Annotated in this window: 14 protein-coding genes; 8 read left to right on the top strand and 6 right to left on the bottom strand. The window is 33.4% G+C overall.

Features of this window, described 5'->3' with window-relative positions; translation table 11 throughout:
• Positions 1–4: 4 nt before the first annotated feature.
• Both ureG and HYI43_01275 read left to right on the top strand, forming a co-directional pair.
• On the top strand, positions 5–619 hold the full coding sequence (gene ureG, locus HYI43_01280) for an urease accessory protein UreG (protein UDI77248.1): 615 nt from the start codon (positions 5–7) through the stop codon (positions 617–619).
• Entirely contained in the window at positions 619–1,476 is an 858-nt protein-coding gene (locus HYI43_01275; GenBank protein UDI77247.1) for an urease accessory protein UreD, read from the top strand. The genes ureG and HYI43_01275 overlap by 1 nt, the downstream gene beginning before the upstream one ends.
• A gap of 114 nt (positions 1,477–1,590) precedes the next feature.
• Here HYI43_01275 and HYI43_01270 read toward each other — a convergent pair whose 3' ends face one another.
• The 5 genes from HYI43_01270 to HYI43_01250 all read right to left on the bottom strand — a co-directional run bounded on the left by HYI43_01270 (position 1,591) and on the right by HYI43_01250 (position 8,046).
• On the bottom strand, positions 1,591–2,643 hold the full coding sequence (locus HYI43_01270; GenBank protein ID UDI77246.1) for a DNA-processing protein DprA: 1,053 nt from the start codon (positions 2,641–2,643) through the stop codon (positions 1,591–1,593).
• Positions 2,644–2,663: 20 nt separating this feature from the next.
• Positions 2,664–4,379 carry a hypothetical protein gene (locus HYI43_01265; GenBank protein UDI77245.1) on the bottom strand — a complete coding sequence of 572 codons (1,716 nt, stop codon included), beginning with the start codon at positions 4,377–4,379 and terminating at the stop codon, positions 2,664–2,666.
• 490 nt (positions 4,380–4,869) lie between these two features.
• The gene (locus tag HYI43_01260; protein UDI77244.1) at positions 4,870–6,516 is read right to left on the bottom strand and encodes a phospho-sugar mutase; all 1,647 of its coding nucleotides are present in this window, start codon (positions 6,514–6,516) and stop codon (positions 4,870–4,872) included.
• Positions 6,517–6,759: 243 nt separating this feature from the next.
• Positions 6,760–6,855: a type I toxin-antitoxin system Fst family toxin gene (locus tag HYI43_01255; GenBank protein UDI77243.1), complete on the bottom strand. Its 96-nt coding sequence runs from the start codon at positions 6,853–6,855 to the stop codon at positions 6,760–6,762.
• A gap of 213 nt (positions 6,856–7,068) precedes the next feature.
• A complete protein-coding gene (locus HYI43_01250) occupies positions 7,069–8,046 on the bottom strand; it encodes an SMP-30/gluconolactonase/LRE family protein (protein ID UDI77242.1) in 978 nt (325 codons plus the stop codon).
• A 278-nt stretch (positions 8,047–8,324) separates the two neighbouring features.
• On the opposite strand from HYI43_01250, the gene HYI43_01245 reads away from it, so the two are divergent.
• The 3 genes from HYI43_01245 (at position 8,325) to HYI43_01235 (ending at position 11,628) form a co-directional block, all read left to right on the top strand.
• Positions 8,325–9,287: a rhodanese-related sulfurtransferase gene (locus HYI43_01245; protein UDI77241.1), complete on the top strand. Its 963-nt coding sequence runs from the start codon at positions 8,325–8,327 to the stop codon at positions 9,285–9,287.
• A gap of 111 nt (positions 9,288–9,398) precedes the next feature.
• Positions 9,399–10,601: an MFS transporter gene (locus HYI43_01240; protein ID UDI77240.1), complete on the top strand. Its 1,203-nt coding sequence runs from the start codon at positions 9,399–9,401 to the stop codon at positions 10,599–10,601.
• A gap of 52 nt (positions 10,602–10,653) precedes the next feature.
• Entirely contained in the window at positions 10,654–11,628 is a 975-nt protein-coding gene (locus HYI43_01235) for a choloylglycine hydrolase family protein (GenBank protein ID UDI77239.1), read from the top strand.
• An 81-nt stretch (positions 11,629–11,709) separates the two neighbouring features.
• On the opposite strand, the gene HYI43_01230 is transcribed toward HYI43_01235, so the two are convergent.
• Positions 11,710–12,483 carry an acetoin reductase gene (locus HYI43_01230; GenBank protein ID UDI77238.1) on the bottom strand — a complete coding sequence of 258 codons (774 nt, stop codon included), beginning with the start codon at positions 12,481–12,483 and terminating at the stop codon, positions 11,710–11,712.
• Positions 12,484–12,737: 254 nt separating this feature from the next.
• Here HYI43_01230 and HYI43_01225 point away from each other — a divergent pair, with 254 nt between their 5' ends.
• From HYI43_01225 to pcp, 3 genes are read left to right on the top strand one after another with little or no spacing between them, the layout of a single operon-like run.
• Positions 12,738–13,442, top strand: a complete 705-nt coding sequence (locus HYI43_01225; protein ID UDI77237.1) for a DUF969 domain-containing protein — start codon at positions 12,738–12,740, stop codon at positions 13,440–13,442.
• Positions 13,435–14,361, top strand: a complete 927-nt coding sequence (locus tag HYI43_01220) for a DUF979 domain-containing protein (protein ID UDI77236.1) — start codon at positions 13,435–13,437, stop codon at positions 14,359–14,361. The genes HYI43_01225 and HYI43_01220 overlap by 8 nt, the downstream gene beginning before the upstream one ends.
• A 24-nt stretch (positions 14,362–14,385) precedes the next feature.
• A complete protein-coding gene (gene pcp, locus HYI43_01215) occupies positions 14,386–15,024 on the top strand; it encodes a pyroglutamyl-peptidase I (GenBank protein ID UDI79245.1) in 639 nt (212 codons plus the stop codon).
• Positions 15,025–15,068: the final 44 nt, after the last annotated feature.

The following is a 15,068-nucleotide window of genomic DNA, read 5'->3' as shown; positions in this document are numbered from 1 at the left end:
GTTTATGGCAAATCCAATTAAAATTGGTATAGGCGGTCCTGTTGGCGCAGGTAAAACACAATTAGTAGAAAAATTAGTGCGCCGTCTGTCTAAAGATTTAAGTATCGGCGTTATTACAAACGATATTTATACCAAAGAAGACCAAAAAATCTTAGTTAACACTGGTGTGTTAGCTGAAGATAGAATCATCGGTGTTGAAACTGGTGGTTGCCCTCATACAGCTATTCGTGAAGATGCTTCAATGAACTTTGCGGCCATTGATGAATTATTAGAACGTAATGATGATATCGAACTGATCTTCATTGAATCTGGTGGCGATAATTTAGCTGCTACATTCAGCCCTGAATTAGTTGATTTCTCTATCTACATTATCGACGTTGCTCAAGGCGAGAAGATTCCACGTAAAGGTGGTCAAGGGATGATTAAATCTGACTACTTTATCATTAATAAAACAGACTTAGCTGAATTTGTAGGTGCGTCATTAGACCAAATGGCAGAAGATACAAAGACGTTCCGTGGTAATCGTCCATTTACTTTTACAAACTTAAAAACAGATGAAGGTTTAGATAATGTGCTTGAATGGATTGAACGTGACGTATTCCTTAAAGGGTTAGCTTAATGACTGAAGAAATGAAGCAAGATACTGAACAATCTTGGACTGGCCAGCTTGACCTGACAGTATTCAATAATGGTAAACGTTCGGTAGCACGTGATATCTTTTTTGAAAAAGCATTGAAAGTCATTCGACCTGTTTATTTAAATCAATCGACAATTCCAACGTTCTATATTGTGAATGTTGGTGGTGGTTACTTAGATGGTGACCGATATCGTATGAACATCAATGTAGATGAAGCGGCTGCTGTAACGTTAACATCGCAAGGTGCTACGAAGATTTACAAGACGTTGAATGATCGTGTGGAACAGTATCAAACATTTCATATAGCAAAAGATGGTTATATGGAATATGTTGGTGACCCGATTATTGCATATGAGCATGCGAAGTTCTTCCAACATAATGTATTTAAATTGGATGCAACGGCGTCAATGTTCTACACAGATATTCTTACACCTGGCTATTCTTCCAGTGAGGCGCATTTCACCTATGACTATATGCATTTACTAAATGAAATTTATGTAGATGATGAACTTGTCGTGTATGACAATTTGCGTATGCATCCGAGTGAAACGAAGATAAGTGCGATTGGTTACATGGAGAACTATACGCATTTAGGTTCAGCTTACTTTATTCATCCTGATGTGACGCAAAAGCTAATCGAAGAAGTGTATGAGGAAATCAAAGATTATACGCAGCAGTATGATTGTCGCCTTGGAATAACACAATTACCGACACATGGCTTTACTGTGCGTGTGTTATCAAATATGACCCAGGAAATTGAAGAGATTCTGAATACGGTGCAATCTTATATTGCGAATAAGTTATATGATCGTCAATTAGACTTTTTAAGAAAGTATTAATATTTAAACTAATAACACCTTATAGTGCGAATAATGAGCGTACTATAAGGTGTTTTTTCAGTAATCAAGAAAGAATTTATTTTTAAATAAACAGGTCTATATATTAATGTCTACTTAAAAATCAAAACCTAATTGTTCTACATTATTACTTTCTTGATTATCAGTTTTCACTGGTTTAGATTGTGACATTTGTTTTTTATCTTTTTCAAAATTAACATTTGAATCATTATAATATGTTTGCATTAATTCATCGAAATGTTCAATACTACTTAACTCATATAATGGATACACTTCATTATCATTAATTCTCTTTAAATTCCCTTGTATTTGTTCTGTGTTGTTTCGTTCTTCATTGCTTAACTTTGGAAATTTAGTATGGTCTAACATGCCCACTGGTTTATTTTGTTTTAGACCATGGTTCAAAGCATGATTTGTTCCACCTTTTATTCCTGTTTCAACTGCAATTACACCATTACTCATAGATGTTTGCCATTCATCTCTTGCTACTAAAAATTGGGGCACCAATTTTTGACCAAGTGGATAAGTACTTAACCAAGCACCACCAGCCTCTAATATTTCATCAGCTAAACGTCTATTTTCCTTAGGATAAACAGGTTGATCTAAACCATGTGCAAGAATGGCAACTGTTTTTCCAGTCATCTGCACACCTACTTGATGAGCGATTGCATCATGACCCTTTGCAAGGCCACTTACAACAGTGTATCCTCGCTCATAAAAATGTTTGCTAATACGTTCATTCATTTTTTTACCTAAAATTGTAGCGTTTCTTGTACCAATAATCGCTACAGTTTTTTCATTATTTAAAATAGACAAATTGCCTTTTACATATATAATCAGAGGGTATTTCTTTTGTTTTAATAAATTTTGGGGATAAAGTTTCTCACTAAAGTTAATGACTGAAATACCTTGCTCTTCTGAATTAATCATTTGTGCTTTAGCTTTCTCAACTGATGATAACCAAATCTCTTCATTAGTGATTTTGTCATTAATTAAATTCTGTATTTTTTTCCCCTCTAATTTAGATAAGTAGTTATAATCTAATATATCTTCATCAACATTTACTTCTTCTAAAACAGATTTAACTGTCGCATCGCCTACTCTTTTAAAGCTGCTTAATGCCAAAATAAAAATCGATATTTTATCCATTGTATTACCTCAATTACATATTATTTAGGGAGATTATTAGCAATAAATGATTTAAATTCATTTACTGTATCAAACACATAGTTAGCACCTAAATCATTATCAATAATTTGATCATTTCCCCAGTTAACTAATACACTTTCAATATTTGCATTGTTATAAGCTGATATATCATTTAATGCATTACCAATACCTATCACTCTATTTGTTTCTGTATTAAGCCCCATTTTTTTGATTGCTTCATCTATTAAATAACTGTCTGGTTTCATTCTAAAAAGCTTTTGTTCTTCATCTTCAACTATACAATCTTTAAATGATAATAAAAAGTTGGTATCTGAATTATCATTTGTGATATATAATTCATCTTTAAAATAATCTAACATTGTTTGAGCTGTTTTACCTCTATTACTGACAAAAGCAATTTTTAAATTTTTATTAGTTTGAACAATAGACATCAATTCTTTAATTTCATCAAACAATTTAATCTTCTTATCATTCAACATTTCAGTAACTAATCCTCTACTGTTTTGTTCTTTCATATCATAATTAAACAGTATACTATTATCAAAAATTGTTTGGTCTAAATCAAAAATGATACCATCTATTGATTGATTTTGCTTAGGTATATTTTTAGTTGTATTTAACATAATATAATTGTCATGTTTTATTGTACGGCCATAGCTATAAAAATAAATATTTTCTTTATCGATTCCAAGTGATTGGATTAATAATTTATAGATTGCTATAAATGAACTCCCAGAAGTCATAACATCATCTATAACTAGAATCGGGTAATTTTTATATTCTTTAGGTATTGTGTTAACACTTAGACTTTGTAATTGGTCTTGCCAATTTCTAGTTCCACTTTTTTCATGTGCAGTTTCTGTATTATTTACTTTTTGAATTAAATTATTCGCATTAATAAAACGCGCATCCTTATTACAAACATAGTCTACAACTTTATTTGTAATGCTTACTTTATCAATTTTAGAACTTGGTATTGATGCTAATAGAATCTTGCCTCCATAGTCACTATTTAATAAGTGAAGAATACATTTACTATAACCAGGAATATTACCAAATTCTTCTAAAAATTGATGGAACTTTTCTTTATCCTCACTGTTAATATACTTATCATTATCTACATATTTTAACCCTTTTATAAATCGATACTTCTTATATGTTTCATCATCATATGACAAATTATCACCGGTTACATAATCTACATAGTACATCACGGGATGCGGTAATTCTGGATTGATATATAAATTATTAGTGTTTAGGATTTCTCCAGTTTCTTGTTTAATTAACTGTTGTTCATTTAAAATCTCTTCTTCAATATCAATATGATTAAATTCGTATAAAAATGTCAGATACGTTCTAAGAACACTGCCAAATTTGAAGTCCTCAAACACAATTTCTGTCGGATGATTTTGTTTTTCATACTCCATAAACTTATTAAACAATTCGTTTTGGTTTTCACTATATTTAGGTCTTTTCCCTTTTACAATTTCAATTATAGTTTCAGTATCATCCTCTAATATAGATTGATATATATTCCTAAACAATTTACTAGAAGTGTACTGTAAAAAATTTTTATTATAATAGTTTTCTTTCATTTCACTATTTAAAAATTCACCAATGACACTTAGCGTATGAATATAATGATGAATTGTTTTTTCGCTAGCCTTGTTTTTACCAATTAACCATCCAGTAAATTCACTTTCTAAGTTTTTCATATGTATCATCCCACCCTAAATAATAACTAATATATTATTTAGATACCCTGAATTAATATTGCATAATACATCATTTTATATTTTATAATTCTTTTTTTATTAAATTATAAAAAACACCTTAAAAAATGTTCTTTAGTCACAAATTTGTAGGTGTTTTTTAGGAATAAAGACAGTATTTATTTTTGAAAATGGATTGGCGCGGGAATGTATTTAATACTTTGTGTTGATTAGGTTCGCTTGCTCTAGGCATAGTTTTGGAGTGAGATAGAATTCTTTTTAAATTCGTCGTCCCACTCCCAATCAGCTACTGTGGAACTAAGTTGTTTTGAGTAAGGAAAAGCGATGAATCGCTTGACCATCCTTTTACAAAGACTATATGGTCATGATTCATCGCTTTTGTTTTCATTTTTGTCTTAAGACGTATGCGATTCCTAGTAGCGTCTTGCCATCAATGCGACGTAGTTGTACTAGGAAAGATAAATTGGTCAGGCTATTCGGTATCGCCAAATATATATTTATATATGTCTTGTGATACTTGTTCGAAGTTATCGACATTGAGTGACAGATAGAATTTCAGTTTGGGTTCTGTGCCTGATGGTCTTAAGGCAATAAATCCTTCATTAAAGATAATTCGAATCACATTTGCTTGTGGTAATGATATTGTTTCTTCGGTATTATCTTCTTTATTTAGGCGTTTTAATGTCTCATAATCTTCTACTGCAACAACTTTTAAACCTGCTATGGTTTCAGGAATATTTTGTCTTAACTGATTCATTAATTCATTAATCTGTTGTTGTCCTTCTTTACCTTCAAAGACTTTAGACATCGGTTTATCACGATACTGGCCTACTTCTTTATGGATTTCTTTTAATGCATCGTGCAGTGTTTTGCCTTCATTTTTCAAAATAGAAGCATACTTAATAATCAATGGCACAATTTGAATGGCGTCTTTGTCTCGCACGAAATCATCGGCTAAATAGCCATAGCTTTCTTCATAAGCAAATAAAAATGATTCTGTGTCATCTAATTCACGAATGGCTTTAGCAATGTGTTTAAATCCGATTAAGACTTCCTTCACAGTGACCCCATGTTGTTGTGCAAGACGTTTACCTAACTCGCCACTTACGATAGATTGAATGACAACCGAATGATTCGGCACATTCGTGTATTCGAGCAGATATTTAATGAGTAATGCACCGATCTCACTGCCACCAAAGTAATATGTACGACCATTTGTATTTCGTTCTACAAAGCCCATTCGATCCACGTCAGGATCTGTTGCAATAATTAAATTAGCGTCGATATCATGAGCTTGTTGAATTGCTAAATCAAAGGCTTCGCGTTCTTCGGGATTCGCACTTTTCACGGAACTAAAATTCGGATCAAGTTCACATTGTGATTGAACTAGGCTTACATTCTTGAAATTGAGATGCTTTAAAACGTCTGGAATAATCGGCACACCAGTACCATGCAAACTCGTATAAACGAGCTTTAAATCAGATTGTGGAATATCGCCTATAAGATTTGTAATTTCATTTATGTAACTACCATAAACCGCTTTTGGTAAATCAATAGTGTTCTGCTCAACACGTTCTTGGTTTAATTTAATATTTAACTCAAGTGGATTACCTAAGTTATTGATATATTCAGCAACTTCTAATGACGTATCCTCATCTAATTGCGCGCCATCTGCACCATAAACTTTGATACCGTTATAATCTTTAGGGTTGTGGCTTGCTGTAATCATGATACCCGCAGATGTTTGCAAATATCGCACAGCATAAGATAGTTGTGGCGTTGTTTTATACCCATCTGCCAGATAAACTTTGATATCATTCGAAGTCAAAATTTGCGTAATAATATGCGCGAATTCTGAAGATAAATGACGGATATCATAGTGAATGACAATTGAAGGATTATCTTCTTTATCTTTTAAGTAATTAGCAATTCCTAAAGCCAAACGTTGTATGGTATAGCGATTTAAACGACCTGGACCCAGTCCAAACTGGCCACGAATACCTGCAGTACCAAATGCTAATTCAGTTTCAAATCCCTGTTCTTGAAACGTCGTGGTCTGGCTATCATAGAATGATGCTACAAGACTGTCATCTTTATATTTCATCCAATTGTCTTTCATCATATACTCCTTTCATACTTATGCGGATGTCTTATTATTCTATTACAGTATACTGGATATTCGAAAAAGTTTCATTGGATTAGAAAATAAGCATTACTTAGTAATCATTTATGCTGGACGAATTAAACTTGCAATAAGTTACTCATAGTGATATAATACATTCATAAATTAATTCCATTGGCAACACCAAACCCCTCACTAGGTCGATAGTGAGGGGTTTTATGGTGTGTTAGACGATGTCGCTTATTTCTTATTACGGTTGTCTAACCAATATTTAAAAGCCGTAATAGTACATCCTTTAATAACAGGACCAATGATGGTTAAAAAAATTAACTCCATTGGCATCACACCTCCTTCCGTCGAAATTACCGCCGGAAGAGCTAGCGACGCCTTGATTATAGCACCAAAGTGTAAAATCACTCTACGTTGCAAATTTTTATATATTAAATGCTACATTAATATTTAAATTAATAAATTCACGATTATTTATAGAAAACTGTTTTGTTTACTCTAAAATAATTTATATTTACTATCTTTCTGAGTTTTTATTACTTACTGAAATTGATAGCTTTCATGACCTTTCGCAAAGGCTTCGACGGTATAAATCATAGAACCACCTTCTGAGCCATTCTCAATGTCATTGGTACAAATGAGCAATTGGTTTGTTCCAGGAATAAATTGTGGATGTGTTGAACGTAACATTTTACCTTCATCACGCCCTGGCATTAAGATTTGACCAATAGGATAGCCACGTTTATTAAAGACTAAAACACGACCTTGTCCATACATCGCGACATATAAATTATCATCGCTATCAATACATACTGAATCTGGCCCTTCATGACCAGTAAAGTAATATGGAATCGTTGCACCAAATGGTGCAATTGTCACGCCATCGTCCTCTAATTGAATACGATGAAGTCGGTTTGTCGTCGTTTCCGTAACCCATAGTACTTTTTCATCCGTACTTAACGCTACACCATTCGCTACTGAAATGTTCTGAATGACTGGGGTCACTGTCTTGAAGTCAGGCGAAACGTAGTAGACGCCACCTTTAGGATTTGTAGAATACCCTCTGAAATCAGTGAAATAGAAACCACCTTTACTATCAAAGACCATGTCATCGATACAATATTCCGTGTTAAGTTCCGAAATAATCTCTTCAAATTGTTCACCGTGTTCATCTGTGGCGAAGATGCCACCTGTTGACTCAAAGTCACCTAAATAGCATGTAAATAATCGTCCATCTTTATGTATTTTGACTGCAGCTGGATTTTGTTTTGTTGATTGAAACGCTGTTGAAACTTCTTTTGTGTTTAGATCAACTTTAAAAATTTTACCGTCAAATACTTCACATAAGAACAAATTATGATCTCTATCAAAGATTAACCCTTCTAATTGAAGTCCTTCATCTGAAATTTTCAGCCAAGGTTCTGCAGTTACCGTTTGTAATTCATTTTCAGAAATAATGGGCACTGCACTTTTAGATACTCCTGTATATGTTAATTTTGGTAATGATTGATTTGTCATAATTAACAATTCCTCCCTTTTCGAAAAGTATAGTCTTATCTCATTATAATCCTTTAATACACTTACTACTTATCGTACTACATGTAATCGCTTTCAAAAAGTAAAATTACTTATAGCATAGGTTTGTTGCCCTATTTTATAGACCGAAATATTGAAAGTTATTGTAAATTTGGTAAAATAATATAATGTTGATTTTTATAAAAAGAGAAACGAACTAATATTTATATGATACGGTTTGCCCTTACGATATATTACAATTTTTAGAGGAGAATTAGAAAATGGATTATAGAGTGTTATTATATTACAAATATACAACAATTGATGACCCCGAAACATTTGCAGCTGAGCATTTAGAATTCTGTAAAGCGAACAACTTAAAAGGTAGAATTCTAGTTTCTACAGAAGGTATCAATGGCACATTGTCTGGTACGAAAGAAGATACAGATAAATATATTGAACATATGCATGCAGATGAACGTTTCGCAGATATGACGTTCAAAATTGATGAAGCTGAAGGCCATGCTTTCAAAAAAATGCACGTACGTCCTAGAAATGAAATCGTTGCTTTAGGCTTAGAAGATGATGTTGATCCACGTGTCACAACTGGTAAATATTACTCTCCTAGTGAATTTAAAGAAGCATTAGAAGATGAAGATACTGTTATCTTAGATGCACGAAATGACTACGAATTTGATCTCGGTCACTTCCGCGGTGCCATTCGTCCAGATATTACACGTTTCAGAGACTTACCAGACTGGATTCGTGAGAACAAAGACCAATTAGACGGTAAAAACATTGTGACATATTGTACTGGTGGTATTCGTTGCGAAAAATTCTCTGGTTGGTTAGTTAAAGAAGGCTTTGAGAATGTAGGACAGCTACACGGTGGTATTGCAACTTACGGTAAAGACCCTGAAACAAAAGGTCAATATTGGGACGGTAAAATGTACGTCTTTGATGAACGTATTAGCGTTGATGTTAACCAAGTTGAGAAAACAGTAATCGGTAAAGAACACTTTGACGGTACACCTTGCGAACGTTATATTAACTGCTCAAACCCTGAATGTAACAAGCAAATTCTTGTTTCAGAGGAAAATGAAGACAAATATCTTGGTGCTTGTTCTTATGACTGTGCCAAACATGAACGTAACCGTTATGTAGCTAAAAACAACATTAGCGATGAAGAATGGAATCGTCGTTTAGAAAACTTTAAAGACGTACCAGAACACGCACATGCTTAATATATGAATCAAATCCCTTATGAGTTTTAATTAGCTCATAAGGGATATTTTTATGCCTAACTAATGCTATAATAGTGTAAAATTACGATAATCATTGGGAGGTGTAGCCATATGAAAAAACATAGTAAAGATTACTTCTATCTATTTTATAGTCAGTTATTTGCTAACACTGGTGATGTTTTAACGATTGTCGGCCTTATTGCTATTGTTTTTAATATGACATCTAAAACGACTGCTGCCTCAATGATTCCCATTATCTTTACATCTGGCATTTTTGTGAGTAGTTTTATTTCCAATTATATTTATCAATATTTTACGCAAAAGCAAGTCTTATCTATATTTCAAGGTCTTAAATTAGTAAGTTTAGCAAGTATCGCTGGTTTATTAATATTTGGCATATCACCCTTCTTTATTTTTGTTTTACTCTTTTTTAATGCTATGTTTGATGGGTTCACAAACCCAATTAAGAATTCAATGATTCCTTTTATTGAGCACAAAGAAGCAATCACATCAGCAAATGCTTTAATGAATATGATGAGTAGCATTATTCAACTGTCTACTTGGGCATTGGGCGGTATTTTAATGAGTCTTATCGGTGCAAAATACTTATTTTTATTTGCGCTAGTACTTGAAATGATAAGTTATTTTTTTATTTTACGCCTTTCAGAACGTCATATTTATAAAAGAGAAAAGGAGAATATTTTTAGTAGTTTTAAAACAGTAGTTCATGATAATTATCGTGATAAACTGAGTTTATTTTTAAACATTTCTACAATTTTTGAATCTTTCGCGACGACCATTTGGATCGCAGCGTTCATTTTAACTTATACAAGAACCTATTTACACGTCCCTGATTATTGGTTTGGACTGATTAATGCCCTTTTCTTTACTGGGACAATAATTGCAGGCCTTTGGATTAATTATAAGGACCGCTTCTTCACCCAAATGAACTATTCAATTATTATTTACGTTCCGTTACTTTTAGCATTCATTAATTTAAGTTTTATTCTCCATCATTCAATAATGGTTGCCCTACTATTTTCATTGTTTATGGGCATTTTCGAAGATATGCGTTATATTTCTTTCAATTCGATGGTTCAACGTTATACGCCTAAAGAGATTCTTACTTCTACCTACATACTAAACAATTTATTCAATAGTATTTTCTTCGCTATTGGAACTTTTGTTATATCAGTGATTGTTGACTATTATGGTATTATTTGGGCCTATATTATTTGTTTTAGTATGTATGTATTAACTTTTATATTAGGACTTTTTTTCCGAAAAACTTTAAAAATTGAAATGGATAAATAGAAACTTTATAATTGATAATAATTCTCATTTTAAACAATGGAGGTTTCTACATATGTGTACGGGTTTTACGTTTCAAGCTAAAAATGGCGACATTATTTTAGGTCGCACTATGGATTACGATTATCCACTAACTGGTCATCCTGCTGTGCAACCACGTCATTTCTATTGGGAATCACGTGTAGATTATAAAAGCACAACAAAGTATGGCTTTACCGGTGCTGGGTCTGATATGGAAGGGTTTATTTTCGGTGATGGTGTAAATGAGCACGGACTCGCAATTTCTAATCAATATGACCGAGGTTATGCGTCATATTCTAATGAAATACGCGATGGCTATATCAATATTTCACAAACTGAAGTATTAACATGGGTTCTTGGATATAATCAATCGATTGCTGAACTTATTGAACAGTCTAATCAAGTCAATGTCGTTGCGCATACTTTAAACGATATCAATGAAGCGCCACCATTACATTATCACGTGTCTGATGCCACAGGTCGTACTGCAGAAATTACGTTTGTCGAAGGACGCATTGTTGTCCATGACAATCCTGTTGGCGTGCTTACCAATAGTCCAGATTTAAATTGGCATTATGAGAACTTGAAGAATTTTGCGAATATAACGCCATACAAACCGCAATATAAGCGATTTGAGAATTTATATATAGGAAATGAAAGTGGCACATCTGGCCTGCCAGGTGGATATACATCAGCAGAACGTTATGTAAGAGCAGCATATCTCGTAAGTAATATGTTACCTGACGATGGCGATGATGCGGTACTTGATGCTTTTAGAATTCTAGATAGTGTTAGCATTCCTAAAGGTGCTGTTCGCCCTTCTGAAAATGAATTCCACTATACGCTGTACCAAACTGTATTTAACTTATCAACGCGTACGTTGTATGTGAAGTATTACAATTCTAATCGTATCGCTGAGTTACAATTAACAGAGGATTTACTAAACAGCAACGATTTAGTTATTTTTGATCCTATACCTCAAGGATTGTCTACCGATAAAGTTAATTAATTTACCATAAATAAACAAGCGTGGCTGATTGAACAGTCACGCTTGTACTTTATATTATACTCTCCAGTGTCAATACTCGATTTATCTATACACTAATCCACCGTCTGTTAGGATAGCTTGTCCTGTAATATAGTCAGAATCCGGCGATGCTAAGAATGCTACTAAAGCAGCTACATCTTTTGGTTCTTGGTAGCGTCCTAATTTGATTGCTGATGAGAATTGCTCAAATGCATCGCCTGGTTTCAAATTGTCATCTAATTCAACCATGGCTGCATCGATACGATCCCACATTTCAGTTTTAGCTACGCCCGGACAGTATGCATTCACTGTAATACCTTTTTCAGCTAATTCTTTAGCTGCTGTTTGTGTGAATGAACGTACTGAATATTTTGTAGCACAATATGTACCTAACACTTCATAAGATTCGTGTCCGGCGATACTACATGCGTTAATAATTTTACCTTTACTATTTTGCTTAATAAATTGTTTCGCTGCTGCTTGAATGCCGAAAAGCGTTCCATAAACGTTAATATGGAATAATTTATCTAATTCGTCTTCAGTAATTTCTAAAATTGAAGATACAGCATCTACGCCAGCATTGTTTACAAAGACATCAATTTGACCAAATTCTGCAACTGCAAATTGAACTAATTCCTCTTGTTCTTTCTTTTTAGAAACGTCACTATGGAAAGCTACAACATTAAAACCTTTGTCTTTAAATTCTTCTTCGGTTTTTAATAATGTATCTTGGTTAATATCTTGAAGCACAATATTAAACCCTTCATTTGCTAAACGTTCTGCAATTCCTTTACCTAATCCCGCGGCTGACCCTGTAATAACTGCTGTTTTTGCCATAATACATTCCTCCTTTAATTTATAAGTAAATTTTATCATATAAGTATAATAATACATTAATAAATACTTATGTTCATAAAATTCTCATAAAATATTTTATGATTTTATACAATTTTTCATTAATATGAGCACATATTAAAATATTAATCTTTTTATTTTATATCCTCTTCTATATAGAAAATAGTTGTGCTAATATTAAGAAAATTATAACTTTTTATTTTTTATTATAGTTAATACATCAAAGGAGTGTTCATATGGAATGGATTAAATTAATTGGTATTTTAATTATCATTATTGGGTTTATCTTAAAATTTGATACAATAGCGATTATTTTAATTGCTGCTGTTGTAACTGGTTTAGTTGCTGGTATGGATATCGTTGAAGTACTTTCTACACTTGGAAAAGCCTTTGTGGATCAACGTCTTGTAACTTTATTTATGCTTACACTTCCTATGGTTGGTTTAATTGAACGTTTTGGTTTGAAGCAACAAGCTTCTAAACTAATTAGTAACGTTAAGAAAATAACAACCGGTCGCCTTCTTACTTTATATTTAATTATTCGAGAAATCGCTGGCGTGGCTTCAATACGTATCGGTGGTCATCCTCAATTTGTTAGACCTTTAATCAATCCAATGGTTCAAGGTGCTCTTCGAACACGTTATAATCTCTCAGATAAAGATATTGATGAAAAAGATATTGAGAAGTTAAAAGCCGAAGCATCAGCTATGGAAAACTATGGTAATTTCTTCGGTCAAAACTTATTTGTTGGTGCTGCGGGTGTCTTGTTAATGGTCGGGACTTTCCAATCTCTAGACATCAAAGTGAATGCAATGAGTTTAGTGCTCGCTTCAATTCCTATTGCTATCATCACACTTATCTTAGTTTGGATTAAAAATATTTTACTCGATCGTTACTTCAATAAAAAATATGGACACAACGAGGTGAAAAATCATGAGTGAAACAACTTTAAACCATATTTTAGAAATATTTTACATACTTATTGGACTACAATTTCTATATACTGCTTATCGTGCTTTACGTTCACAAGATAAAACTAAAAGCATAGGTACATCAGCATTTTGGACAATTTTAGCTATTTTATTCATAGGCGGGCCATATATCCCTAACGCAATAAATGGGTTACTTGTTTTAGCTATGGGTGTTTTAACTCTTTTCAGACAAGTTAAAATTAAAAATATTATTGATGTCAATGACAAAGAAGTTGAAAAAGGTTCTGCTAAATATGGCAATAAGCTTTTTATTCCAGCAATTGTCTTAGCTGTCGTAGCAGTAGTTGTTTCAAATTGGACACCACTTGGCGGTGCAATTGGTTTAGGTATTTCATCTGTTGTAGGTTTAATTGCAGCACTCATTATTATAAAACCAAAATTATCTTATACATTGTATGATAGTGACCGTTTAACGCAACAAGTTGGAACGACAGGTATATTACCACAATTCTTAGCAGCACTTGGCGTACTTTTTACTGCTAGTGGTGTAGGTCAAGTCATTTCAAAAGGTATATCTTCATTTTTACCTGAAGGTAACCATTTAATAGGTGCAATTGCATATATATTAGGTATGGTTCTTTTCACAATGCTTATGGGTAATGCTTTCGCTGCATTTACTGTTATTACAGCAAGTATTGGTATTCCTTTTGTCATAGCACAGGGTGGAGATCCAATCATAGCAGGCGCACTTGCCATGACTGGTGGTTTCTGCGGAACGTTGTTAACGCCTATGGCAGCCAATTTCAACACACTACCTGTCGCACTACTTGAGATGAAACAAGAATTTGGTGTAATTAAAGCACAGGCGCCTATTGCATTAGCACTTATAGTAATTCACATATCTCTAATGTATTTCTGGGCATTTTAAACAATTCAAAGGAGGAAATGAATGATGAAGATTTTAGTTACAGCATTTGATCCATTTGGTGGGGAAAAGATTAATCCTGCATTAGAGGCAGTAAAGCAATTGGAGGATACGATTGGCAATCATACAATTACAAAGTTAGAAATTCCAACTGTTTTTCACGAATCAAAAAACGTCATCGATAAGGAACTGTCTAACGGCAATTACGATGCCGTACTAGCGATTGGTCAAGCTGGTGGCCGTTATGACCTTACTCCTGAACGTGTGGGTATCAACATAGATGATGCACGTATTCCAGATAATAAAGGCAATCAGCCTATCGATGTTGCCATTCAAGATGATGGTGCACCTGCTTACTTTTCAAACTTACCAGTGAAGAAAATGACTGAAGCTATCAAACAAGCTGGCGTACCAGCAAGTCTTTCAAACACTGCAGGTACTTTCGTATGCAATCACATCTTATATCAATTAGGATATCTCGCAGACAAATCTTACCCTGGACTATTATTTGGCTTTATTCATGTCCCATTTATACCAGAACAAGTGACTGATAAACCTGAGAAACCATCAATGTCTATCGATACTATCACGCAAGGTTTAACTGCTGCCATTAAAGCTATTTCAAGAGAACAAGACGTTAAAGTAGCATTAGGTGAAACACACTAAAGAATTTTATCACACTCACTTTTCATAAGTGACCGCTTCATTTC

Source organism: Staphylococcus taiwanensis, from assembly GCA_020544305.1.
Classification (GTDB): Bacteria; Bacillota; Bacilli; order Staphylococcales; family Staphylococcaceae; genus Staphylococcus; species Staphylococcus taiwanensis.
This window is presented reverse-complemented; position numbering and strand designations above follow the sequence as displayed.

Coding starts and splice junctions, on each gene's coding strand:
- HYI43_01240 (UDI77240.1), top strand. CDS start 9,399: ATGAAAAAACATAGTAAAGATTACTTCTATCTATTTTATAGTCAGTTA.
- HYI43_01275 (UDI77247.1), top strand. CDS start 619: ATGACTGAAGAAATGAAGCAAGATACTGAACAATCTTGGACTGGCCAG.
- pcp (UDI79245.1), top strand. CDS start 14,386: ATGAAGATTTTAGTTACAGCATTTGATCCATTTGGTGGGGAAAAGATT.
- HYI43_01250 (UDI77242.1), bottom strand. CDS start 8,046: ATGACAAATCAATCATTACCAAAATTAACATATACAGGAGTATCTAAA.
- ureG (UDI77248.1), top strand. CDS start 5: ATGGCAAATCCAATTAAAATTGGTATAGGCGGTCCTGTTGGCGCAGGT.
- HYI43_01260 (UDI77244.1), bottom strand. CDS start 6,516: ATGAAAGACAATTGGATGAAATATAAAGATGACAGTCTTGTAGCATCA.
- HYI43_01265 (UDI77245.1), bottom strand. CDS start 4,379: ATGAAAAACTTAGAAAGTGAATTTACTGGATGGTTAATTGGTAAAAAC.
- HYI43_01220 (UDI77236.1), top strand. CDS start 13,435: ATGAGTGAAACAACTTTAAACCATATTTTAGAAATATTTTACATACTT.
- HYI43_01225 (UDI77237.1), top strand. CDS start 12,738: ATGGAATGGATTAAATTAATTGGTATTTTAATTATCATTATTGGGTTT.
- HYI43_01230 (UDI77238.1), bottom strand. CDS start 12,483: ATGGCAAAAACAGCAGTTATTACAGGGTCAGCCGCGGGATTAGGTAAA.
- HYI43_01255 (UDI77243.1), bottom strand. CDS start 6,855: ATGGAGTTAATTTTTTTAACCATCATTGGTCCTGTTATTAAAGGATGT.
- HYI43_01270 (UDI77246.1), bottom strand. CDS start 2,643: ATGGATAAAATATCGATTTTTATTTTGGCATTAAGCAGCTTTAAAAGA.
- HYI43_01245 (UDI77241.1), top strand. CDS start 8,325: ATGGATTATAGAGTGTTATTATATTACAAATATACAACAATTGATGAC.
- HYI43_01235 (UDI77239.1), top strand. CDS start 10,654: ATGTGTACGGGTTTTACGTTTCAAGCTAAAAATGGCGACATTATTTTA.